General features: G+C 63.7%; 14 protein-coding genes. All 14 read right to left on the bottom strand.

The window, feature by feature from the left end:
• Positions 1–958: GAF domain-containing protein (locus tag VFZ66_01025; protein HEX6287736.1), on the bottom strand; the 958-nt coding region annotated here is incomplete at its 3' end.
• A gap of 530 nt (positions 959–1,488) precedes the next feature.
• Entirely contained in the window at positions 1,489–4,605 is a 3,117-nt protein-coding gene (locus VFZ66_01020) for an efflux RND transporter permease subunit (protein ID HEX6287735.1), read from the bottom strand.
• Between the two features lie 20 nt (positions 4,606–4,625).
• Positions 4,626–5,414: a hypothetical protein gene (locus VFZ66_01015; protein HEX6287734.1), complete on the bottom strand. Its 789-nt coding sequence runs from the start codon at positions 5,412–5,414 to the stop codon at positions 4,626–4,628.
• 57 nt (positions 5,415–5,471) lie between these two features.
• Entirely contained in the window at positions 5,472–8,693 is a 3,222-nt protein-coding gene (locus VFZ66_01010) for an efflux RND transporter permease subunit (protein HEX6287733.1), read from the bottom strand.
• A 677-nt stretch (positions 8,694–9,370) separates the two neighbouring features.
• Positions 9,371–11,848 (bottom strand): DNRLRE domain-containing protein, encoded by a 2,478-nt coding sequence (locus tag VFZ66_01005; GenBank protein ID HEX6287732.1) that lies wholly within the window; start codon positions 11,846–11,848, stop codon positions 9,371–9,373.
• A gap of 125 nt (positions 11,849–11,973) precedes the next feature.
• Positions 11,974–13,548 (bottom strand): metallophosphoesterase, encoded by a 1,575-nt coding sequence (locus VFZ66_01000; GenBank protein HEX6287731.1) that lies wholly within the window; start codon positions 13,546–13,548, stop codon positions 11,974–11,976.
• A 53-nt stretch (positions 13,549–13,601) separates the two neighbouring features.
• Positions 13,602–14,543, bottom strand: coding sequence for a fibronectin type III domain-containing protein (locus VFZ66_00995; protein HEX6287730.1), 942 nt, complete (start codon positions 14,541–14,543; stop codon positions 13,602–13,604).
• Positions 14,544–14,719: 176 nt separating this feature from the next.
• Positions 14,720–17,698 (bottom strand): hypothetical protein, encoded by a 2,979-nt coding sequence (locus VFZ66_00990; GenBank protein ID HEX6287729.1) that lies wholly within the window; start codon positions 17,696–17,698, stop codon positions 14,720–14,722.
• Positions 17,699–17,771: 73 nt separating this feature from the next.
• The gene (locus VFZ66_00985) at positions 17,772–18,428 is read right to left on the bottom strand and encodes a hypothetical protein (GenBank protein HEX6287728.1); all 657 of its coding nucleotides are present in this window, start codon (positions 18,426–18,428) and stop codon (positions 17,772–17,774) included.
• Positions 18,429–18,500: 72 nt separating this feature from the next.
• Positions 18,501–19,634 (bottom strand): endo-1,3-alpha-glucanase family glycosylhydrolase, encoded by a 1,134-nt coding sequence (locus tag VFZ66_00980; protein ID HEX6287727.1) that lies wholly within the window; start codon positions 19,632–19,634, stop codon positions 18,501–18,503.
• A 24-nt stretch (positions 19,635–19,658) separates the two neighbouring features.
• Positions 19,659–21,338: a hypothetical protein gene (locus VFZ66_00975; protein ID HEX6287726.1), complete on the bottom strand. Its 1,680-nt coding sequence runs from the start codon at positions 21,336–21,338 to the stop codon at positions 19,659–19,661.
• The gene (locus tag VFZ66_00970; GenBank protein ID HEX6287725.1) at positions 21,335–22,705 is read right to left on the bottom strand and encodes an alkaline phosphatase family protein; all 1,371 of its coding nucleotides are present in this window, start codon (positions 22,703–22,705) and stop codon (positions 21,335–21,337) included. Before VFZ66_00970 ends, VFZ66_00975 begins: the two co-directional genes overlap by 4 nt.
• A complete protein-coding gene (locus VFZ66_00965) occupies positions 22,702–24,300 on the bottom strand; it encodes a glycosyltransferase family 39 protein (GenBank protein HEX6287724.1) in 1,599 nt (532 codons plus the stop codon). Before VFZ66_00965 ends, VFZ66_00970 begins: the two co-directional genes overlap by 4 nt.
• A 172-nt stretch (positions 24,301–24,472) precedes the next feature.
• The gene (locus tag VFZ66_00960) at positions 24,473–25,588 is read right to left on the bottom strand and encodes a hypothetical protein (protein HEX6287723.1); all 1,116 of its coding nucleotides are present in this window, start codon (positions 25,586–25,588) and stop codon (positions 24,473–24,475) included.
• Positions 25,589–25,745 lie beyond the last annotated feature (157 nt).

Raw genomic sequence — 25,745 nt, 5'->3', positions numbered from 1 at the left:
CAACCTGATCGGGATCAAACGCCGCAGGTCGATCCGCAAGCAGTTCGAGGCTGCCCAGGAGCGTGCCCTGAGCCTGAAGCGGCGCGCAGAGGCAGCTTCCCCGATCCTGCTGGAAGCCTTCGCCCACCTGTGGCAGATGTCCGTCGCCGGTCGTGTTGGACGCGAGATACACGTTGCCGTCGCCGAGCACGCCAAGGTATGAAATGTGCGCTAATGAGATCCGCGCCGGATGCGGCGCTGCGGTCTGGCCGTCGATCGAGAGCGCGACCGTGTGCGCCTCGGCGGTGTCGAAGTCGAACAGCATCAGACGCGCGGCATCACAGGGCAGGAGCTGGCAGATCCGATTGAGCGCCTCCTGCGCAAAGTCGATCGGCGGCTGCATCGTGCGGACGGCCTGGCTGACCTGATGCAGCAGTTCCAGGCGGTGCGCGTACTGCTGGAGCGTCGCTTCGGCCTGCTGGTGATCGCAGGCATCGTGCATGGCCGCGCGATACGCGGCAAGCTGCGCGGCGACGACCGCGAGCATGCTTAGGTCTTCCGAGCCATACACCGCTGGCGCGGCGTGCCCTACCAGGAGCAGCCCGCCGACCTGATCCAGCCGCACGAGCGGGACGATCAGGAAGGAAGGCCAGGGCAGCGGGACGGCCACCTCTCGCCCATAGTCGGTCAGCGCCGGGCTGGCCTGCTCGCGTAGCCAGCGCAGCAGGCGGATCAGTTCGATGCGGAGCATCGCCTGCTCCGGCAGCGTCTCAGGAACCGCGAGCAAGCGCGGCGGCTGGCCCGCCTGCGCCTCCAGCAGCACGCAAGAATCGTAGGGCAGCACGTGCTGCAACAGCGCCAGCACCTGGCGCACACGGCCCTCCGCATCGTGAGCCGAGGCCAGCGCCTGTGCAATGTCGTGTAGCGTGCCCGTGATGGATCTGGCGCTACCAGTCAGGGATGGATTCAGTCCGGTCATTGGCTGCTCCCCATCGATCCAGATACGCCCGGCTCCTCTACGGCGGGTCGGCAAGCGCATTCGATACCCTACGCAATGCTCTACATGGCTTGGCTGGGAGCGTAGGAGCCGGGCAGCGCAGCGGATCACAAAGCGCGACCAGGCGTGATCCGCGCGGCTGTTGCCAGGCAGGTAGCAGGCTGGAGTGGTGGTTGAGGCGCTACCGGGTAATCATCAGGTCGTGCAGGGCTCGACTCCGCTGCGCGACATCTTTGGCGGCGCGGGGCTGTGGTTGAGTACAAGGAATACCGGAGACGTTGGCGTACTAAATAGCTTACACTAATTCGTGCCAGTTGGCTAGAGGTCAGAGTCAGTTTACAGCAGGAGCCTGACGGCGGGGAGCACAGGCTCCACCAGCGTCGCGGCCCGGCCACCAGACGACACCCGCGAGCGACATCATCCGGTGGCCGGGTTGTGCGGCCTCGCCGCTCAGCTCACGAGCCGTCACGACGAGGCCGAGGGCCAGGCGATCACGCGCTGGCCGCGATGGGCTAGCCGCTGCTGTTGGGGCTGGACAGCGGTGGCTTCCCCTTGCCGAAGCGCAGGTAGAGCGGAGGCACCACGAACAAGTTGAGCAGCGTCGCGGTGATCAGGCCGCCCAGAATCACGATCGCCATCGGGTGCTCGATCTCGTGGCCGGGAATATTGCCAGCCACGATCAGCGGGATCAGCGACAGCCCGGTCGTCGCTCCGGTCATCAAGATCGGCGCGAGCCGCTCCTTCGCGCCCTGCACCACCAGCGCGGGGCCGAACGGCACGCCCTCGGCCTGCTCAAGATGCTGATAGTGGCTGATCAGCATGATCCCGTTTCGCGCTACGATCCCCAGCACCGTCAGGAAGCCCACGAGCGAGCCGAGCGAGATAATGCCGTCGCTGGCAAACGCCGCCAGCACGCCGCCGACCAGCGCCGAGGGCAGCGTCAGGAAGCTCAAGATCGTCAGACGCCAGCTCCCGAAGGACGCCTGTAGCAGGAAGAAGATCCCAAGCGCGGCGGCAATCGCCAGCCAGAACAGGCGGCTTTCGGCTGCCTGCCGCTCGGCATACTCGCCGAGCACCACGGGGTGATACTCGCGCGGGAACTCGATCGTCTGGAGCCGCTGCTCGACCTCGCGCGCGACCGAGCCGAGGTCGCGGCCCCGCACGTTCGCGCTCACGTCCAGGCGGCGCGAGACGGCTTCGCGCTTGATCACATTCGGCGTCGGCACAATCCGCACATCCGCTACCTCCGCCAGCGGCACATGACCGCCATCGGGCGTATCGATCAGCAGCTCGCGGACGCTGGTCAGGCTGTGACGGGTTTCGGACGTGCCACGAATCCGCACATCGATCACCTTGCCATCACGGAAGATGTCGCCGACCTCGATGCCGTTGACGTAGGAGGCTGCCGCGCGGCGGACCTCGCCGGGCGTGAGGCCGTAGCGCTGAGCCTTCGCCAGATCGACCTCGATCTCCATCTGGGGGATGTCTTCCTGGTGCTCCTCGTGCAGATCGATGATGCCGTCGATCCCCTCCAGCGCCTGCTTGACCTCCGCCGACTTGGCGTGCAGCACGTCCAGATCGGGGCCGAAGATCCGCACCACGATCGTCTCGCTGGTGCCCGTCAGCACCTCTTTGATGCGCTCCTTGAGATAGGTCTGCACATCACGATACAGCCCCGGATAGCCGTCGACCGCCGTCTGGACCCTGGCGAGCGTCGCGTCGTAGTCAGCCGCCGGATCGACGCTGATCCAGTTCTCGCCGAAATCGATACCGACGACCTCATCCGCCGCCAGCGCCCGCCCGATGTGCGCGCCGAAGTTGCGTACGCCCGGTATAGCGCGCAGCTCGACGCTGGCCTGCGTCGTAATGCGCATCATCTCCGGCAGCGAGGTGCCCGGCTTGGTCAGCCAGTGCATCAGGAAGTCGCGCTCTTTGAACGAGGGCAGCAACGACTGGCCCAGGAACGGCAATACTGCCACGCCCGCCGCCGCGATCAGCCCGACGATGCCATAGGCCATCCGTGGAGCGCGAACGATCGGCCCGAGCAGCCGGTCGTAGGTGCGCTGGAACCAGGGGATCAGCGGCGACTGGCGATCCTCAAGCGGCGCGTTGCGCAGGAGCAGCAGACTCAGCGCAGGCGTGACCGTCAGCGCCACGACCATCGAGACGAGCAGCGCAATCGCATACGAGAACGCCAGCGGCCTGAAGAACGCGCCCGACAGCCCTTCCATGAAGAAGACCGGCCCGATCGCCACCACCTCGATCAGCGTCGCATAGACGATCGCGTGACGCACCTCAAGCGATGCATCCAGAATAATCCGCGCCGTGGGCAGCGTGCCCCCGGCCTGCCGGTGCTGGCGGAGCCGCCGTACAACGTTCTCGATGTCGATGATCGCATCGTCGACGATGTCGCCCAGCGCGATGACGAAGCCTGCCAGAATCATGGTGTTGATCGACGCGCCGCGCCAGTAGAGCACCAGACCAGCCGCCACCAGCGACAGCGGCATCGCGATCAGGCTGATCAGCGCGACGCGCCAGTTGTACAGAAAGGCGACCAGCACCAGGATCAGCAGCAGCGCGCCGATCAGCAGCGACATCGTGAGATTGTCGATCGCCGTCTCGATGAAGGTCGCCGGTCGAAAGATCGTCGGATCGACCTCGATGCCCTCAAGCGCGGGCGCTAGCTCTTCGAGCGCGGCCTCGACGCCCTGCGTCACTTCCAGCGTATTGCCCCACGGAAACTTCTCGACGATCAGCAGCAGGCCCGGACCATCGTTGATCACCGCATCGCCGATCAGCGGCTGGTGCGTGATCACCATATCGGAAACCTCGCCCAGGCGCAGATCGGTGCCCTCGATCGGCACCTCGGCCATGTGTTCGGGAGAGACGATCGGCAGCACGTGCTGGACGTTGAGCCGCTGGTTGGGCGTGTCGATAAAGCCGCCGGTGCCGATCGTCGCGCCCTTCAGGAAGGCCAGCAGGCCCACATCCAGGCCGCTGGCGGTGGCGTTCGAGACTTGCTGGAGCGTCACGCCGCTTGCCTGCAACTGCTGCGAGTCGAGATGGGCCACGATCTGTTTCTTGCGCGCGCCCCAGATCGCGACATTCGCCACGCCGTCGACGTTCATCAGACGCGGCGCGATCTTCCAGCGCACGACCTCCGACAGATCGATCAGCGACATCGTATTGGAGGACAGCCCGATCTTCATCAGGCGGCTGGTCGACGAGAGCGGCTGGAGCATAACCGGCGGCATCGCCACGCTCGGCAGCGTCCGCGTCACCTGAGCCAGCCGCTCCTGCACAAGCTGGCGAGCCTCGATCAGATCGGTGCCGGGCTTGAAGATCAGCAGGATCGACGATAGCCCAGGAACCGACTTGGAGCGCAAAATATCCAGCCCCGGCGTGCCGTTGAGCGCCTGCTCCAGCGGCACGGTGATCAGCGACTCCGTCTCAGTCGTGGAAAGCCCGAGCGCTTCGGTCTGGATCTCGACGCGCGGCGGTGCGAACTCTGGAAAGACGTCGACCGGCATGTCCGGCAGCCGGGCGATGCCGAAGAACATCAGCGCCGCAGCCGTGGCAAGCACCAGGAAGCGAAGTCGCAGGCTCGAGGCAACGATCCAACGCAGCATGGCTACATCCCCTTGTGCGCTTAATGTCCAACGCCAAACTCGATCCCATACAGCTCAGCCGCGCCGACCGTCACGATCTGCGTGCCGGTGCTCGGACCCTCAGACAGCACCGCCATGTCGCCGTCGATGTAGTCGACGAGGATGCCCTCGCGGACGTAGGTCAGGGATTCGGGGCTGGTGTAAACCCAGGTTTCGCCGTGCAGGTCATAGATCACCGCTCCGTAGGGGATAACCATGCGCTGCCGCGCGCTGCCCGCCAGCGTCAGCTCAACCCGCACCCGCTGGCCTGGCTCCAGGCCGTGAGCACCGCTCTTGACTATGTAGTACAGCGACTCGGCGGTCGCCTTAGCGTCGGACGTGGGTGGCATGGCAGGCTCGACGATCACGCCCGCCCCGCTATTCGTGTGGTCGAGCGGCAAAACCGTGGCCGGCTGGCTGCGATCGACCTCATTCAGATCGCCAGCCGAGAGCGGCACGCGCACCCAGAGATCCGCAGAGCTGGCGGTAACGTTGGTCGTACCGGCTGCCTGCGTCCCGCCAGCACCCGACGATGCCAGCAGCGTTACAACCTCACCGCCCACCGTGCGCTTACGTGTCACCTGTCCCTCGCGCACCGCAACGGTCTGGATGTCGAGCCGCCTGGCCGCCTCTGGGACGAGCACGATCCGGCTGAGATCGGTGCCCTCGATCGCCTCGACATGCGCAGGTTCGGGCTTGCTGGTCTTGGCCGCCGGTGCCTGCCCGCACGCCGCAAGCAGGAGGCTGGCAAGCATTGGCACCGCACGTATCCATCGCGTATTGAGCTTCATCTATCTGCCTCCCTGGCATCTCATGCATGTTGATGATCAACGCCGACCATGTCACCCCTAGGGGTTGGCCGGATTCTCTGTCGGCTCGATATAGTTCCCGCCCATCAGCGACGACGGATGCGCCCAGGCTCGTTGCTCGCCGCCCAGCAGCGATGGAGGCTCGAACTGCGCGCTCGCCAGGCTAGCCTCTGGACTGGACCCAAAGCGCAGGTACAGGGCCGGAACCACGAACAAGTTGAGCAGCGTCGATGTCACCAGGCCGCCCAGAATCACGATCGCCATCGGGCGCACGATCTCATGGCCGGGAATCGTGCCTGCCACGATCAAGGGACTCAAGGCCAGCGCGGTGGTCGCCATCGTCAGCACGATCGGCGTCAGCCGCTCCTTGGTGCCACGCACGACCAGCCCAGGGCCGAACGGCTCGCCCTCGATCTGCTCAAGGTGCTGATAGTGGCTGATCAGCATGACCCCGTTGCGCGCCGCAATGCCCAGCACCGCCAGGAAGCCCACGAGCGAGCCGAGCGAGATCACGCCACCGCTGAGCAGCGCCGCCAGCACGCCGCCGACCAGCGCCGAGGGCAGCGTCAGAAAGATCAGCGTCGCCAGCCGCCAGCTTCCGAAGGCAGCTTGCAGCAGCAGGAAGATGCCGATGGCCGACGCAATCGCCAGGCCGAGCATACGTCGCTGCGCCGCCTGCCGCTCGGCATACTCGCCAAGCACCACGGGGTGATACTCAAGCGGGAAGGAGATACCCTGAAGGCGCTGCTCGACCTCGCGCGCGACCGAGCCGAGGTCACGGCCCTGCACGTTCGCGCCGACATCGATGCGCCGCGAGACACCTTCGCGTCTGATCGCGTTGGGCGATGCCACGATCCGCACGTCGGCCACATCCTTCAGCCGCACATGACCGCCGTCGGGCGTATCGATCAGCAGCTCTTGCAGGCTGGTCATGCTGTGACGGGTGCTGGACGTGCCCATCACCACCACCTCGAAGACCTTTTGCTCCTCGAACAGGTTGCCGACCTCAAGGCCATTCACCAGCGTCGCCGCCGACCGCCGGACCTCGCCCGGCGTCAGGCCATACTGCCGTGCCCGGTCCAGGTCGACCTCAATCTCAACGGTCGGCTCCTCGACCTGGGCCTCCGTGCGCAGATCAACGATCCCGTCGATTCCGGCCAGCGCCTGGCGCACCTCCTCGGCCTTCGCGCGAAGGCCATCCAGGTCGGGGCCGAAGATGCGCACAACGATCGCGTCGCTGGTTCCGGTCAGCGCCTCTCTGACCCGCTCGTGCAGATAGCTCAGCACGCTGCGCGAGACGCCGGGGTAGCCTTCAACCGCCTGCTGCACGGCAGCGACCGTCGCGTCGTGGTCGGCGGAGGGATCGATGCTGACCCACAGCCCGCTGGAATTGATCCCGACGATGTCATCGCCTGTGATGGCGCGGCCAAGATGGGCACCATAGTTGCGCACGCCCGGAATCGCCCGCAGCTCACGGCCCGTCTGCACCGCAAGTCGGCTCATCTCCGGCTGCGAGGTGCCGGGCGCGGCCACCGAGCGGATCAGCAGGTTGCTGTCCTTCAGCGGCGGCAGCAACGACTGGCCCAGGAACGGCAGCGCCGCCAGGCCGACCAGCGTCACGACGACGACCACGGCGTACGCCGGACGCGCGCTGCGGATCGTGCGGGCAACCAGCCGATCGTAGCTCCGGTGCAGCCAGCGGACTAGCGGAGGCTCGCTGCGCTCGAAGCGAGCCGACGACAGCAGCAGCAGGCTCAGCGCTGGCGCGACCGTGAGCGCCACCGCCATCGAAGCGAGCAGCGCCAGCGCGTAGGAGAGCGCCAGAGGCCGGAACAGCGCGCCGGATGCGCCCTCGATGAAGAAGACCGGAGCCACCGCCAGCACCATAATCACCGTCGCAAAGACGATCGACTGACGCACTTCGAGCGACGCTTCGAGCACGATCCTCGCCGTCGATGTGCTGCCGCCCGCCCGCCGCTCCTGGCGCAGCCGCCGCATGATGTTTTCTATGTCGATGATCGCATCGTCGATGATCGCGCCGAGGGCTATCGCCAGACCGGCCAGCACCATCGTGTTGACGGTCGTGCCGCGCAGGTAGAACACACCGAGCGCGGCCAGCAGCGACATCGGGATCGCCACCAGGCAGATCAGCACCACGCGCCACTGCAACAGGAACGCGCCGAGCACAAGCAGCACCAGCATAAAGCCGATCAGCAGCGACATCGAGAGGTTGCCGAGCGCCGTCTCGATAAAGCTCGCCGGTCGAAAGATCGTCGGGTCGACCGTGATGCCCGAAAGGCCAGGACGCAGCTCATCCAGCACGCGCTCCAGCGCGCGCGTCACCTCCAGGGTATTCGCCCCTGGGAACTTTTCCACGACCAGCAGCAGGCCGGTGCCGTTGTCGACGATCGCATCGCCGATTAGCGGCTGATGATTTTCGACCACATCGGCGACCTCACCCAGGCGCATCTCCGTTCCATCGACCGTCACCTGCGCCAGATGCTCCGGTGAGACGATCGGCAGGACGTGCCGGATGCCAAGCCGCTGGTTGGGCGTATCGACGAAGCCGCCGGTCACGCCGGGCGTGGCGGCCCTGAGGTAGCTCAGCGGCGAAACCCACAAGGCGTCGCCGGTGGTTCTGATCACCTGCTGAAGCGTCACGCCATTCGCCCGCAGCCGCTCCGGGTCGACCTGCACCTGCAACTGCCGCTCGCGCTGCCCCCAGAGCGCCACATTTGCCACGCCGGGAACGCCCATCAACTGCGGGCGGATCGTCCAGCGGGCCAGCACCGACATCTCGATCGGCGATACCTCCTTTGAGGATAGCCCGATCATCATCACGCGGCTGGTCGACGACAGCGGCTGGAGCATCGTCGGCGGCTTCGAGACATTTTTGGTCGGCAGGCCTTGCGCTTGCGTCAGCCGCTCCTGCACCAGCGCGCGCGCGCGCATAATGTCGGTGCCTGGCTCGAAGATCAGAACGATCGACGAGAGTCCGGGGATCGACTCGGAGCGCATGGTTTGCACCCACGACACGCCGTGCAGGATCTCCTCCATAGGAACCGTCACGAGCGATTCGACCTCTTTGGCCGACAGGCCCAGCGCTTCGGTCTGAATCTCAACATACGGCGGCGCGAACTCCGGAAACACATCGACCGGCATGTCGCGCAGGCGGACAAAGCCAACAAACATCAGCGCCGCGGCGATGACAAGCACCAGAAATCGCAGCTTCAGGCTCGACTCAACGATCCAATGCAGCATTACTGGGAACCTCCTCGCGTAGTCATGTTCCAACGCCACCCGCGACGCCATGTGAGCACAGGGTCAGAGGGCGGACCATGCGGCAGGACAGCCTGGGCACCATCGGTGAGGAACGCCGATGCGGGTACCACAGCCAGATCGTTCCCTGATCGATTGATCTGCGGGTGATACCAACTGCTGGGATGTTGGAAGATTCAAGGTAACGCTGCCGTTCCAGCACGATGGAGCGGGATCGGTTTAGGAGCGGGCAGCAATACGTGATGCCGCCCAGCTTTCCGAGGCTCTCGTCATCTTCACAGCCATAGAGAACGAGCGGTCTGACGCGAGGGAGAGAGTCTCCAGCTAGCGGCGTATAACCCGGGCAGGCGCTGAGATCTCTCTGACGCGGCGTGGCTGGCACACGCCTCTCACTCGTTTAGGAATATCTGGAAGTGTGCTGTACAGGCTGGTGCTGGCCCCAAGGTACCTGATCACGCGCGCTGCGCCTATTCGTAGATCTACCTAATGACGGTGGGGAAATCCCGTAGTTTTGCCGACCGTTTCAAGTTCCAAGTTTCAAGTTCCAAGTCTCCGGCTCCTGGTGTGCCGGGCGCCCATGCCGGGTGCCCGTGCCCAGAGGGCACCCGCATGGCACCCCGTCTGGCACCCGCATGACGCCCGTTCCTGGTTCTCGGCCCTCAGTGGCACCCCGCAGCGCCCGAATCAGTAAAGCTTTTGCCTGCCTCTGGGATAAACTGCCATTCGTAGCTGGCTTCGTGCAGCACCACCTTCAAGACGCCAAACGTATCATCGTTGCGCACCTCGCTGTTAGGCAAATGATTGACATCGACATCGATATGATTTTTGCCGCCGGTGCCAACAACGATCTGTCGCACGCCACGCGCGAGATCAAGCTCTCCATCGGGCGTCATGGGCGCAAAGCGCTCGTAGCTGTGAGCATGGCCCGCCACCACCAGCTCGACGCCGTGCTGATACATCAACTGATAGAGCGGGCGGACGCTCTCGTTCACCTGATACTTGCCGCTGCTCCAGCGCGGATGATGAAAATAGGCGATCACACAGCTCGCTCCTGCCGCCGTCAGCTCAGCTTCGAGCCACTGGTACTGCGCTGTGTCAGGCCCGCAGCCGCCAAGCCGATCACAGTTGGTGTTGAGCACGAAGACGCGCCAGTTGCCGAGCGGATAGGTGTAGTAGCCGCGACCCGGCTCGCCCGCAGCCGCGCCAAAGTAATCGAAGTAGGGCCTGGCGTTCGCTGTCAGGTACTCGTGGTTGCCAATGGCCGGGCGCGTGCGCTCTTTGTGACGACCCCAGCTAGCGCCGTAGCATTGGGCAAACTCGGCTGAGGCGCCGTCGTCGTAGGCGTTATCACCCGTGGTGAAGACCGTGCCGGGGATCGCGTCCAGCAATGCGGCGGTCGCTTCGTCGCCTGCGCTGTCACAATCGGCGATGTCGCCAGCGCCCACCAGGACAGGATCGCCGCCTGGCGGTGGCGTTTGAGTGGGCGGCAGGATCGCCGTCGGCTCCGGCGTGGGCGGCTCTCCTGCGCCGACGACGATCACAACGAGCTGCGGCGCTCTGCCTGGGAGGCTATGCTCGCGCGCGTAGAAGCTCACTCCATCGTCGGAGGTGGGAGCCAGTTTAAAGGTGTAGGTTGCGTCGCCCGTCACCAGCGGTGTAACATCGTACTCGACCCAGGTTCCAGATCTGATCACGCCTTTGCGATCGACTGGCGCTCCCTGCGTGAGTGGTCGATTATCCCAGGTAATACCCGCCTCCGTCCAGGCATTTTCCGCCAGCTCCACGCCGGGTCCGTCCCGCGTCGACGACGATGCCATGAGCCGCAGCGTGGCCCGCCGCACGACGCCTGTCAGGCCCCTGGCCGAAAATTGCAGGTAAGTTTCTTCTGGAGTGCCGCCGCCATCGACGCGCAGCGTTGGCGCTTTGCCGTAGTTCGTCCTGGGATGGCCCAGATCAACCGATGCGTCCGCTTCGACAGCAAACGTCAGCGTGATCGACGACGTGGATGTCGGGGTGGCGGTGGGCAAGAATGTTGCGGTCGGCGTGATGATCGCTGTGGCCGTCGCGGTGGGCGGAGGCGGCTCGGCGATCGTCGGCTCCGCCGTCGCCGTGGGCGGAGGCGGCTCGGCGATCGTCGGCTCCGCCGTCGCCGTGGGTACGCTGCTGGGCGCGGCAGAAGGCGCGGCGAGCGGATGGGCGTGCAAGACATCGAGGAACGCGCCAAAGCCCGATGGGCTGGTCCACTCCGTAGCTGCCTCCACGGCAGTGCCCTCGCCCCACTCGTTGAAGGTCGTCACAAGCTGAAACTGCGACCCGGATGCGACCATCGCCTGCACGCTCCGCTCCCAGCGGGCTAGGTCGCGGCCAAGGCGCACTTGCTCGCCGGCTTTATCGAAGCCTGGGCTGATGCTGTAGCTGTAGTGTCCCTGCCCATCCTCCGGCACTGCGGGCGCGTACTGGTGCCATCCGTCCGGCTGAGCGCCGCATCTGCGATAGCCCTCGAAGACCTTGAGCACGACATACGCGCCCGCGGTGTTCGCCTGACGCCAGCGCTCGACCATGTCGCAGCGATCGCCGGGATCGGCGTACACAAAGACCACAAACCGATCGTCGATGCGCAGGTAGCTTGGATCGGTGCCGTAGCGCTCGCGAAGATAGGCAAGATCGGCCTGGAGCGTCGCGACATCGGGATTGCCCAGGCTCTCGGCCTCGTAGTACACTGCCCAGCGGAACGGGCTACCCGCCGCCGCCGCGAGCAGCAGCGGTAGGCGCTGATCGGTGGGCGTGCCCGGCCCCCACCACGAGGCGATGCCGGCGGCGATATGTCCGTACTGCATCGCCGCAATGTGCTGCTGGATCACGGTCGGGTCCGACGAGTTGTAGTATCCCAGCGCGGGAGTAAACTTGGTGTATGGCTCGATCCCCCGCTGTGCCCACGCCTCAGGGAACCACGGGTAGTAGAACGCCGCCCGCAGCGGCAGCGACGGTTGCAGGTCGCCAGCGCCAGCGCGCATGTTCCGAAACAGCAGCGGGCCGAGGCTCACGAGCGCAACGGCGGTGATCAGCAGCGCGGCGCTCAGGACTCGTCGCTGGCGTGATCCAGCGCCGGACGCTGTAGCTCGAAGTCGCGTAGCCATTCGACTGGTTCCTCCCTTGTGAGGAAACACACGGTCCACCCAGGACGAAGCTCCAGCCAGAGTCTTGCCCCGGCTGATCGTACACCCAGACCCGCTATCCGTCGGCCTCGCGCTGACCGGCGCTGCTACTCGGAAATAAAGCGCGCATCGACCGCTACATCGTCAAAAACAACCGCGAAGGTCTTATCGTTGGCGCTCTCGCCGAGCTGGACGCGCCCGATCGGGCTGGTGCCGAGCGGCTCGGTCGTGCTTAGCTCATCGATCCTCACGCCATCGAGCCACAGCTCCACCTGACTCTGGTCGCCGTCGATCCGCAGCCGTGCCTGCAACTCATGCCAGACCCCGTCGCTCACCGCCGTTTTGCTGCTCGTGCTCTTGTCGGTGAGATCGTTACGGTAGCTCAGCTTGCCTGCGCTGTTGATATAAATACCCAGCAGCGAGCCGGAGATTGCGTCGCCCGAACCCGATCGGAACCGTTGCAGATACAGCGTGCTCGTCGGCTGGCTGAGCAGCTTGAACTTGATGCGATAAAAAAGCTCATGCTGCGGCGGGCTCAACTGCCTGAAGGCATACGCCGCCTTGCCCGCTCCGATCGCCCGCGCTCCATACGTGCCATCGATGCCCTCTTGCGGCCTGACCTCTAGCCCGACCGCGCTGCTCCACGCCGCCAGATCGCCCTGCTCGAAGCTATCGGCAAACGGAAGCGCCCCGCCGATGGTCTGCGATGCAGCAGGCGCCGCAGCCGAGGCTTCGGGTGTGAGCGCCCCAGTCGTGGGGCGTCCGGGGTCGATCGAGCCGCTCCCCAGCGAGCAGGAGCCGCTTCCTGAGTCGGTGAAGGCCGAGTCTGCGACCGGCACAAACTGCCAATCGTAGCTTGTGGTGTGCAGCGTGAGCTTGAGCACGCCAAACGTATCGGCGTTGCGCACCTCGCTATTGGCGATCGGTGCGGTGAAGGCCGTGTGGTTCTTGCCGCCGGTCCCGACGACAAACTGGCGTATGCCATGCGCCGGATCGGGCTGTCCGCTGGCGTTCTGCGGAAAGAAGCGCTCGTAGCTGTGATCGTGCCCATTGAGGATCACATCCGTGCCAGCCTCATACAACGTCTGCCAGATTGGCTGCATCTGATCGAAATTACCGTGCGAGCCGGAGCTGAAGAGCGGATGGTGCCAGTAGGCCAGCGTGCAGCTCGTCGGATGCGCCGCAAGATCGGCGCGGAGCCACTGCTCTTGCGCGGAGCCAGCGTGACAGCCGCCGATGCGCGCGCAGTTGCTATTGAGCACGATAATATGCCAGGTGCCAAGATCATAGCTGTAGTAGCCCTTATCGGGATCGCCCGCCGCAGCGCCAAAATAGTCGAAGTACGGAGCCGCGCCCGACGTGCCGTACTCATGGTTGCCGACCGATGGCCGGATGCGGCTTTTGTGCCGACCCCACGCAGGCTCGTAGCACTCGGCAAACTCGGCAGCGGTGCCCGCCTCGTAGACGGTATCTCCCAGGAGCGCGATGATGCCGGGCAGCGTATCGACCAGCTTCGCGGTTGCCTCGTCGCCTGCGCTGCCGCAGCTGGCAATATCGCCGACCGCCAGCAGCACGGGACTGGCTGCTCGCACCAGGATCGAGCGGCCAAGCAGATAGCCGAGCACCACGCCGAGCACCATCAGTAGGATGAACGGCCAGCGCAGCAGCGGATGATAGTTCATTCGACCCATAACCTATTGCATTCCAGAGCAACCTCGCTGGCGCTGCGCGACCGCTATGGCTTGATGAAACGAGTATCGACGACGACATCGTCGAAGAAAACATCGTAGGTTTTTTCGCTGGCGTTCTCGCCGAGCTGGACACGATCGATCGGATCTGCGCCGAAGCTTTCCGTTTTGCTGAGCGCGTCAACGTGCGCGCCATCGAACCAGACCTCGATCTGGCTATTGGTGTCGGCCACGCGCACCCGGACCTGGACTTCATGCCAGACGCGGCGGCTGACCAGCACCGCGCTCGTCACGCTCTTATCCGTGATGTCGTTGCGATAGCCGAGCTTGCCCGTGCCGCTCACATACAGGCCCACCAGCGAGGCATTGCTGGCCGTACGGAAGCGCATCAGATACACCGAGTTTTTATCCTGCTGGTCGATGATCTGGAACACAACCCGGTAGTAGATCTCCTGCTGCGGCGCGCTGAGCTGCTTGATCGCATAGCTCGCCGTGTCGCGGCTGGTGCTCAGGGCACGTACCGCGCCGCTACCGGTACGTAGCTTCTCCTTTTGCACCTCCATTCCCTGCACGCTATCCCACTGCGACAGATCGCCGCTCTCGAAGCCATCGCTGAAGAGCACGCTGTCGGGCGTCGTCACCGACGCTAAATCGCTGGCCTCCGACCGATTACCGGCGGCATCGAATGCCTGGACCTGATACTGATAGATCATCTGAGGAGCTACCGTCGTATCGGTGTAGCTGATCACCGCGCCAGCCGTCGCCAGCAGCGATCCGGCACGATAGATGTCATAGCCCGCGACGCTCACATCATCGTTCGCGGCAGTCCAGTGGAGGTCGACGCGATGGCTGTTAACGGCGGTTGCCGTCAGCCCGACCGGTTTGCTGGGTGATGTGCTATCGCTCGCGGTGGGAGGGGTGCCGCACGCTGTGGCTGAGACGATGATGACAAGCAGCAGACAGCAGCGCCAGAGTTTGAGTTCTATCACTGGTCTACCTCGCATATCCAAAAGCTGCGCCATAGCCCTGAACCGACCTACGGCAGAGCGGGCCTGCATGCTTTCCGATGCGGCGGCTCGCGCGGAAACTGCGAGCCGCCGCACCCGACTGTGCTCAGCCGGGACCTATCACAGCGCAGCAAGCGCATTGCCGGGTGTAGTCGCGCCTATGGATTGATGAAGCCTCGATCCACGACCACATCATCGAATACGACATCGTAGGTCCGCCCCGATGAGTTTTCGCCAACCTGGATGCGACCGATCGGCGTTGTGCCCAGCGGCTCGGCCTTGCTCAGCGCATCGACACGTATGCCATCGTACCAGACCTCGACCTGGCCCGCCGTGTTGCTGACCGTATCGATCAGGAGACGCGCTTGCAGCTCGTGCCAGACGCCCGTCGTGACGGAGGTTGTGCTGGTAGTACTCCGAGCACCCGCATCGTTGCGGTAGCCTAATTTACCGGTGCTGCTGACGTACATCCCCAAGATCGAGGTGCCGCCGCTCGTACGGAAGCGCTGAAGATACAGCGTGTTCGCGTCCTTGCTCAGCAGCTTGAAGCGAACCCGGTAGTACAGCTCGGTCTGGGTGGCGCTGAGCGTCTTATAGGCCCAGGTCGCCGTGCCGGTACTCGTCGCTCGTGCCGCATACAATCCGCTGAACACCTCCTGTTGCTGAACGCCCAGTCCGCTTGTGCTGGTCCACTGTGATGTATCGCCGGTTTCCCATCCGTCAATAAAGAGCGCGGGCGCGGGTGTGGTGACAGTGGCGCTGGTGCTTAGCTCGGACAGATTCCCGGCTGCGTCGCGCGCCTGAACCTGATAGCTGTAGGAGGTTGCGGGAGTGACCGTGGTGTCGATGTAGCCTGTATCGGCGTCAGTCGTTGCAAACTCCGCGCCGTCGCGGTAGATGATGTAGCCTGCAACCCCCACATTGTCGCTCGATGCGGTCCAGCTCAGGGCAACTCGCCGATCGCTGATCGCGACCGCCGTCACGTCCGCCGGGGTGGTGGGAGGCTCGGTGTCGACGACTTCGGAAAAAGCAACCTTGACGTCGGCGATCAGATTCTCGTGACGGGCCTGGACGTACAGGCGATCCTGTGCATCATCATAATACCAGATCGATCCACTACCTTGCTCGAACTCGGCGAGCGAGCCCGCCTGAGCGATGATCGTGCCGTCGACTCTGACCCGTCGAGGCGCGATGCTGGTTGCCATCCGCAGGCGGACCAGCGCGCCGACCGGGTTTTCCAGGGTCAGGCCGAGCGCCTCCGTCGCGCTGTCCCAGCTCGCCGCAGTAATCCCCTTGGTCGTGATCCGGTTGTAGCCCCGCCCGCTCGCCGTCGTGATCTTATCGATGTAAAAGCTCTTGTCGGCGGGCAGGCCAGGCACATCGACGAACAAGATCGGCTGCGACATCGCGCGCAGCGAGCCGGTTGAGCTACGCACCTCGGCGCGGACATAGGTGGTCGCGTCGGCAAGGCTCACCGCTTTGGTCGCATCATAGGCCGAGGTGCTGGTCGGGCCTTCGCTGGCGATCACCGTGCCGTTACGCACCCAGACAACCCGGTAGCTGCTTCCGACATCGGCGGTGACGGCGAGATGTACCGGGATCGAAGCTTGCGTGGCGGGAACATACACCGGGTAGCGGGCAGGATACGGCTCAAGCGATTGGCTGTCAAGGTTAAGAATCGTTCGTCCGTCGAAGCTGGCGCGCGCATTATAGATTCGGCCCTCAAAGTATGCATGCATCAGCTCATCGAAGCTCAGCGCGGGAGCGTACATAAACGTGGCGGCCTTGGATGTATCCACGCCCTCGTGGGTATCGCTCGACCAGCTACCGATGATCTGGGTGCCGGTCTGAAGGATCGCATCCCAGGCGTCAATCCACTCCTGCTCGCGCACCTCGATGAAATCAGCGCCCTTGCCGCGCGTGTCGATCACCTCCTGCACGGTGATTGTGGTTCCCGGATGATTGATCTGCGCGGGATAGCCGCTCTGCTGCGTCTCCAGAATCCCCTCGGTGCCATTGGAGTACGAGACATACTGCGATCGATCGGCGATGCCAAAGTTGAAGCGCTGGGAATGTCCTGTCTGGCCCATCTCATACGAGGGAAAAATCTTTAAGGTCGGCGTATCGAAATCGTCGACCACACCCGTGCGGTAGACGTACTCGTCGGCGGGATTGACCGGAGTCGATGCGTCGATCGCGTAGGTGTCGAAGTAGGCCTCGGCAGTATCGCCGCTGCTGGCCGCCGCCGCCATCTTAAGATAGGTCAGGCCGTTGTAGTCGAGCGGTCGATCGGCGGCGGGAATGGCGGCAAGCGCGTCGCTGACGTTAATCGTGTACGTATTCCAGGTATTCAGCGTGTAGGGTCCGAGCGAGTAGGTCAGCACGCGCGTGTTGGGATCGGACGACGGCGCTCGCGCCGAGCCAAGCTGCCAGACAAGCACCGTGCTCTTGCCGGGCGAGACAACGCCCGCCTGAGTCGTATAGCCGATCGGCGTCTTGCCAACGCGCGTATCACCGCCGATCGAGGCCGAGACGTACACGCCGGAGTTCGCGTCGATGCGCGTCGGATAGATCGATACGCGCAGGATAATATTCCCCGACCGAAAATTTGGCCCGCGCTTCGTCCAGACGCTCGTCTCGCCCGCTCCGTTGGAGCTGACGGCTCGCAGCCTGAGCGACTTCGATCCGCTATTGACCGGCGTTGAAACCAGCGCATTCGTCGACGAACTCAGCGAGCCGAAGGTCGCCGTCTCCCAGCGGGTATAGGCGTCCTCGAAGATCATATGGTTGGCCGTGAGATTGTTGATATGAAAGCTGCTGCCGCCGTTATGGTCGGTGAGAAAGAGCGCGTTATAGCCCGCCGTTTGCGCCGCCTGCGCATGAATGCCAATATCGGCGAAGGCATCTGAGCTGATCGAGGAGTGAACGTGCGGGTCCGTTTTATACCACTGCCAGCCCGGCGCGGCGCGGGTCCCTGTCGGGCCTGGGCCTGCGGCCAGGCCAATCAGGATCGCGAAGGCCAGCGCCAGCGCGGCGCGGTAGCTCTTCAATCGGCCAAGACCGCGCAGCAGCGGTCCTGGCATCGCGCCGCGTGAGCCTGAAGCCTCGTGCTCTAACCGTAACATTTGACGCCCCATGATGAAATTCCTAGCGCTTCAAAGCAGCATCAGCCTCGGAGCCGAGCTGCTATCGCCTGCTCATGCTCCGCACTCACTCATGATCGTGATGGTCGTCGTGACCAGGGATACCAAGCACCTGGAACGTCTTGAATATCCTGGCTATCGCTACGGTATCGGCATCGCTCGCGCGATTGATCCGAATCAGCAGCAGGACATCGCGCTCCGGCGGTGTCGCGGCAATCACCAGCATGTCCTGCTGCCCATTGACGCACGCAACATAGGCGTCGGAAAGCCCGCCGTAGAACGCATCGGTATAGGCTTTGCGCTCCTTGAGCTTACACTTGCCCGTGAGCTTGCGCTGCTCAAGGCCCAGCAGCCCGGCGACATCGGTTGAATCCGCCAGCTCGTGCGATGCCGCCATGAAGACGCCAGGCGTCTTGCGCAGGGCATAGAAATCATCCAGCGCGGGCGAGGCCGCAACAAAAGCGCCCACAACTCTGCCCTGATAGATCCACGGCCCGGTTTCGACCTCGCTCCAGGCTGTCGGAACCTCAAGGCTCATCGAGCCGGAGTCGTCGCTCATCTTGTGGAAGCTCGTGTATGCGGCGCTGTTTTCAGCCTGGCCGCGATCGGCCTGCGACCGACCCTGGCTGTGGCTGCCGATTGGCCCGGCGACCACGTAGCCAGCCCAGCCCAGCGTGAGAGCCAGCATCAAGCTAGCCAGTACGAGCACGCGAACATGACGCATCTTCATCCTCCTCCGTTGTCCTGAACCGACAGCTACCGCACATCTCCTGCCAATCCCAATGAGCGCGGCAGCTTATGACACCAGATCAGACTTCCTGATCTCTTGATCGTTGTGTCTATTTCTTCTGACAATCACGGCCATGCTCGCCACGACCAGAGCCACGAGCATGCCCAGGATCGCCAGGTTGTACGGCTCAAAGGCGGTGCTTCCGGGCGCGCTCGAATCAACATCGCTCAGCCGCAGGACGCTGCCTGGGCCAGCCTGCGCGTCGCGGATCTCAGCCAGCACCTCAAGGTAGCGGGTGCCGTGATCAACACTCGGCTCGATATGCGAGTTCTCGCTGAACTCGTTCCAGCTAATCAGCCCCACCGCGTCCGGCGATGAGCGGATCGCCGCCTCCATCTGCCGCCGCAGCGTCGCGCCGTCCTGACGCTCAACCGTGCGCGTGCCGCCGATCTCACGTGCGTCGAAGCCGGGCGCTGCGGGAGCGATCCAGTAGCCGCCGTCGGCATGAATCGCTTCGGCCATCGCGTCGAGCTTCTCCTGGTAGCCGGGAAACGTCTCAGGATTGACCGACGACCAGTAGTAGGCATTGCCATCCACGAACGCCGCCAGCCGCTGATAGCCCGCCACGTTTTTCTCCGATGCCAGCAGCAGCAGCCGATCGGCGTAGGGTGCCGCAACGCTCGCCACATCATCCGCCGAAAACTCCCACGTGCCCGACCAGATCATCAGCGGTGCGCCAAAGAGCGTAAACGCCTGGTTGTCGGCGTAGCGCTCCACGAAATACGCAACGTCGGCTTTGATGCGCGTCACCGGCAGGGGCTTGCGATAGAAATCAAGGCCCTGGTAGATGATCGCCAGCTTAAAGTCTTCCGCATTGGCAACCTCGATCAACTGCTCCAGGCGACGGTTCAGCTTTTCCGTGCTCTTCCAGCTCACGATAAAACCGTCGATGCCCGCCTGCTGCGCCATGCGGACATGCTCGCGCATGATCTCCTGGTCGTCGCTCGAATAGCGGCCCAGGATCGGAAAATCCGTCTTGGCGCGATCCCAGGATTTGACATCGAACCAGATGTAGTAGTAGGCCAGCACGGGCACCGACGACGAAGCGCCGCGCGCCGGGACGCTGCTCGCGCCGAGCGATACGCTGCCAGCCAAACAACTTAGGAGCCATCCAAGAGCTAGAGCACGTCGCAGTGTCATACGCCTCTCTCCATCGACCGCCGATCACTCACGCGGCAGCACACGTCTGGCCCTGGTCACTCGCATGTACTGCTGCGCTACCGCACTCCGCAAGCGCCCAAGCGAGGCTATCGGATGAAAGACAATCGAGAGAATCTGCGGTCGTCCAAAGAGCAGCAGGCCAATCCCCAGCGATGCGAGCACCGTGACAACCACCGCAATATCGAGTTGGCTAAAGACCTCAAGATGCAGATCTTGGTCGCGGGTCAGGGCAAGCGGCCTGAGCGGCGAGACACCTGAGGCGATGATCTGGACGCGGTACTCGCCGCGCGGAAGCTGATCCACCGTCACCGAGCGATCGGCTCCGAACGGCACCGTGATCGCGGATTCGTCGGGATAGACGACGCGCACGCCTGAGCCGAGCGGAAAGCCGAATAAGGCATCCTGCGCTCTGAATCGGGCCGAGTAGAACATCAGCTTGATCGTCCACGCGCGCTGCGTCGTTGGGAAGAAGCGCTGCTGCGCGCGGTTGACCACGTTGGTGCCGTTGATCACTACGCGCTCGACCGAGTAGTAGATGTCTTTCTGGAGCAGCCCGGCGTGAGTCGGCACGATGCGGCTGGCGTGCAGCCAGAGCGGCTGTCCGATCTGCGCCTGCTCGACGGTATGCACCTCGCCGTGGCTGCTCTTGAGCGTCAGCGAGGTAACGCGCTCCTGGGCCACAGGCTGGCCCTCAAGGTTGATAAAGGTCCATGTTACGGGATGGCTAATGTCAAGCGCGGCGCGCACCTTGGTATGTCGATCCCAGAACCAGCGGCCAATCGTCGCGCGTGTCGTATCCGAGAGCTGCGAGTCGATCAGCTTCAAGCGCTTGCGCAGGTCGGTGATATGCTCGACCTCAAGCTCGGCCCGGCCCTGGTCGTTCGTCACCGCCGTCCGATCCTCGATGGCAAACTTCACACCAGCCAGCGCGGGCACCGTCTCGATGTGGATCACCACCGGCTTCGTCGGCTGCGAGGACGAGATATAGGCCGTGTCGACCAGCAGATCGTCGAAGACCACGTCGTAGCTGCGCCCAGGCTCGCTATCGCCAAGCTCGATCCGCCCGATCGCCGCGCTGCCCACCGCCTCCGCGCCGCTCAAAGCGTCGATGTACACGCCGTCCAGCCACACCTCGCTCTCGCTCTGCGCCTCGCCCACACGAATATGCGCCTGCACCTCATGCCAGGCCTCGTCGACAACTCGCGCGGTGCTCTCGGCGGTTGTATCGGCAACATCGTTCTGGACGCTCAGGTAGCCTGCGGCGGAGATAGACAGGCCAAACACCGGAGAGCCTGCGCCCTCGGAGGCTGTTCGGAAGCCCATCAGATCGATCGGGTTGGTGCCCTGTGCCAGAACTTTGAAGCGCAGACGATAGTAGATCTCGGTCTGGGGCGCTGACAATGTCTGGCGCGCATAGGCCGGCGCGCCGTCGCTCGTGGCGCGCACGGCGTACACGCCGGTCAAGACCTGGGTTTGCTGAACCGTAAGGCCGTTCTTGCCCGTCCAGAGCGACAGATCGCCGCTCTCGAAGCCATCGCTGAACAGGAGGTCATCGGCGCTGCCCGGCGCTGCCACGACCGTCGGCTGCTGCAAAGGCGGCGCAAGCGCCGCGACCTGCACCGGCAACAGCCAGACGAGCACGGCGAGTAATCCAGCCAGGCGGATGGAGAGCAGATCGTTCATGGCGCGCTACCCTCCGCCACCGCGCGGCCTGCAACGCTGGAGCGGCTGCGCGCTGTGCGCCATTGCGCGCCGAGGATCAGCAGGAGCGTCATCGCCAGCGCGCTGCTATAGGCAATGTAGATCGCGGGCCGCCACGGCTCGACACGCTGCACTTCGCCCCGTGTTGCCGGGATGATCCGAGGCTCGCGCGGCGGCTGTGAAAAATCGAAGGCGTTGACGATGCTGGTGGCGCGCGCGTCGCGCTCGGCCAGCGGCGCGAGGCCGTAGTTGTCTTCGATGAACTTCAGAATCGAGGTGTAGTCAAGCTCTGTGCTGTCGATCACGCCTTTGCGCGCGTAGGGGCTGACCAGCAGCGCCGGTACCCGAAAGCCATAGCCGTGCTCGTCGACCTGCGGCGGCGGCACGTGATCGTACCATCCGCCCCAGTCATCATAGGTCCACAAAAACGCCGAGCTGGGCCACGCGCTGCTTTTCATCAAAGCATTCAGCAAATTCTTTACGAAGCGCTGCCCGGCCAGAATACTGCCCGGCGGATGCTCGCTTGCTCCCGACGGCACGACATACGCCACGGCGGGCAGCGTGCCCTGCTCAAGGTCGGTAAAATACTCTTCCAGCGGAACGATATGCTGAAAGAGTTCGGGATCGTCCAGATAGCGCGCGTAGGCCAGCAGCGGCACCCAGACCACCTGCGCGCCTCGATCGCCGTTGGTGCGGTTGCGGAAAGTGATCGTCGGATCGTAGTTCTGCACGTAGAACTTCCACGAGATCCCGCGCTCCTGAAGCCGATCGAAGATCGTCGGAATATCGCCCCAGCCCTCCGGCGGCACCGAATCGTCCTTGTTGCCGGCGGTGCCCGCGACCCAGTACATATGATTCTTGACGCTCCCGCCCGACGCCGAGCTGAAGAAGCGATCGAACAGCACATACTCGTCGGCGACGTTCCAGTAAAAGGGCAGATCGCGGTCGTCGTAGTAGCCCATCGTCAGCATGCCGTCTTTGCCCGCCTCGCTAAAGGCGTAGAGAAAGCCGTCCATCTGCCCATCGCGGTACTGTCGTCTGAACGTGATCTGGCTATGGTCGAGATCCTTGATGGCCCGGTTGCCGAGATGGAAGGGCTTGATACAGGTCGCGTCGTCGATCTCGGTCGGATCGACCGGCATGCAGGTATCGGGCAGTATCCCGTCAGCGCCCGGATATGTTCCGAAGTAGTTGTCGAACGAATGATTCTCCTGCATCAGGACGATCAGATGCTTAATTGGCGTCTTCGGCTGAGGCGCGGGGCGATCCTGTGCCGCGCCCGGCGATGGAGCGGCCAGGCCAAGCAGCAGAAGCGCCAGGGCGACAACCAGCAGACCCGTCCGCATCATGGGCGCACCTCATAGATGATGATGATCGGCTTGGTCGTGCGCTCGCCGTTCGCTCCGGTGACGGTCACGGACTGGCTGTGAACGATCCGGCCATGATAGCGGCTGGCGTAGCGCAGGATCTTTTCCGAAAAGAACGACGAGCGCGCCGCCGAGAACGAGTCCCAGACCAGATATTGCAGCTCGCCGCTCCGAATATGCATATCGGGATTGGGGATCGGCTCGTACGATGGATTACGATGCAGCGGGTTGGGGCTGACCGATAGGCCGTAGGCTTTGCGATGCCCATAGAATTGCAGCACGTTCGCCATCGACGGCCCGATCGTGAGCAGCTGCGCGCCTTCGGGAACGTGCTCACTGATCCACCGCCCGGCCTCGCGTCCGCCGGGAATGCCGCCGGAGCCTGCCAGGAACGTGTCGGAGGTCGCCGGCTGAATACGGCTCCAGCTTGGCAGCAGCAGCGAAATGGCGATGGCAGCCGTGGCGATCGGGCGCAGCCACCTGACGAGCGACCGCCCGCCGTGTGAGGCTGCATGCCCGGACTGGCCGATTAACGCGCGACCGGCCAGCACCGCCAGGGCTGGCGCGATCGGCAGAAGATACTGAAAGCCTTTTGTCGGCCACAGTTGAAAGAATGCGACGGGCACCACAGCCCACCAGGCCAGCAGCACCTCGCGCCAGCCACGCTGGCGGCGCAGCAGCCACAGCCCGAAGATCGCGGCGATGATCAGAAGCGGCCCGATCGCGAACGGCACGGTGCTGGGGTAGAACGTCCACTCATGGTTGGGACGCCGAAAGAGCTGCCAGACCAGATAGCTCTGCGTTTTCTTTGCGCCGCCGCCGCCGGCCAGCGCCAGCGATAGCGGGAATGTGGCGACGATCGCTACCATACAGCCCATCGATATGACAATATCTCTGATCCGTAGCCGTAGCTGCGGACACAGCGCCAGAAAGGCGTAGATCGCGCCGATGATGATAACGCCGGTTTCTTTCGTCAGGAAGGTGAGCGCCAGGCCGGACCCTGCCGCGTACATCCACGCGGGCCGCTGTGTGGAGCCAAAGCGCGCTACCATATACAGCGTGAGCGTCGTGCAGAAGGTCAGCGGCCCATCTAAAAGCATCTGGCGCGTCACCACGACGTGGTAGGGCATTAGCGCGAGAAACAGCGCGGCGATTGCGCCCACCCATCGCCCATAGAGCAGCTTTCCGAGATGATAGACTAGCAGCAGCGTCGCAAGCCCGAAGGCCACGGCAAACATCCGCCCAACCAGATCGTTGACGCCCCACAGAAACCCAAACGAGACAATGAACTGGAAGAGGATGGGATGCGCCCGGAACATAGGAAAGAACGGCTTGAGCGTTGGATCGCCGACGATCGCCGCCGCCTGGCCGGAATACACCGCCTCATCGGTATTGAGCCCCATGCTGTTCAGGCCATACGACCGTAGAAACGCGCCAGCGCCCAGGGCCACTGCAAGCAGCAGCAACTCCTGGATGCTGGCCGTATCAACGACAGCCGGTGAGAGCTGTTGTTCATCATCGATACTCGCGAAGCGCGCGAAGGAACGCTGCATGAAGCGAAGTTGTTTATCTGTCATCAGCGCCTACATTTGCTCTGTACATATCCGATGCCATCCCGCCTGCTTCTCAGCGAAAGAACAAAAGAACAACGGAGCCAGGCATCGGGGGAAAGCACAGAGAACAAAGAACAAACGCCTAACTCCCTTGTTCGCGTGTTTCCTTGTTCCCCCGATGCCTGGATACAGCGTGCTACGCCGTAAGGTTGGGCGTTAGAACAGCGACAGGCAGCTCGGCGAATATCTGGCCGTTCTCGATGGGACGCGCATGAATCAGTGTCGAGATGCGCTGTGCCCAATCCATCTTGCTGCTGCCCAACAGCATGGTCGGATGCCTCATCAGCGCCTTGCCGACGATCTCGCGCTCGACCTCCCGCAGATCGCAGGTGGCGCGGCTATGCAGGAAGTCCTTGATCACCGGGTACGGCGGGAAGCCATAGGCGTCTTCGCAGTTGGTCATCAAGATCTCGAGCGCCTCCTGCGCCCCGATCGGCACATCCCGGTCGTCGCCGCGCTCGATGATGAACATGCCCGCCAGCCTGGCCTCGCGCGCGACCTTGACCTGCGGCACCAGGCGCTGCACGTGGTATTTTGGCGGCGGCACGAGCCATTGCACCAGCGCGTTGATCGTGGCGACCGGCAGCCGCGTTTGCGTCAGGAAGAAGGCAAAGCGGCGTCCGGAGCGCGAGTGAACGCGGCTCTGGAAGGGCAGCAGCAAGCGCTCGCGCCAGGAGAGGAAGGTCGCGTTGACCGCGCGCACGGTGTGGTGGCTGATCGTCAGCGGCTTGGGATAGGTCAGCACCGCTCCGTCGCGCGAGACGAGCGTGAGATCGTCCGACAGAAAGGTCATGCGGTCAACCGCGCGGCGCTGACGCGCCAGCATGCGCAGCATGGTCGTCGTTTTGCCCGTGTCGGTGCGCGCCGTGACGAGATAGGCGTGCTCGTCAACCGCAATGCACGCGCCATGCACCAGCGCATAGCCTTTTTCCACAAAGGTCCAGCGCAGGATCGGCTCGACGATGTTGGTGTAGAGCACATGCGGCGAGTGCCGCAGCAGCGACGATGCGACCACATCGACGGTGTCGCCGATGGTGATCTCAGCGCCAAAGCCCAGCGCGCCGATGCCTTCGTCGTACCGGATGCGCTGCACGTTGCCGGAGATCGCCGCCGGCCGTCCAACCGTCCCAATCCGCACCCGGATCGTCGGCAGATCGGGGGCGTCGGCGGTGATGAAGCCTTCTAATTCAGGCAGCCAGACATCGGATTGGACCGTGATGATGCCGTGAATGTTGTAGTTGAAGATCGACATATGCTCCCCGCGATGCTTGAGCTTACCCCCGCATATGAGACCACACGTTAAGGTGGATGGTGTGTAGAATCATCCTAGCGTGTGAGGGAAGACTCATGTCAACGAAACGCAAACGCCATAGCGCCCAGTTCAAATTCCAAGTTGCGTTGGAAGCAGC

The sequence above is a fragment of the Herpetosiphonaceae bacterium genome (genome assembly GCA_036374795.1).
In the GTDB taxonomy this organism is placed as follows: Bacteria; Chloroflexota; Chloroflexia; order Chloroflexales; family Kallotenuaceae; genus LB3-1.
The sequence above is the reverse complement of the archived record's forward strand: the minus strand, read 5'-3'. Positions and strand labels throughout refer to the sequence as shown.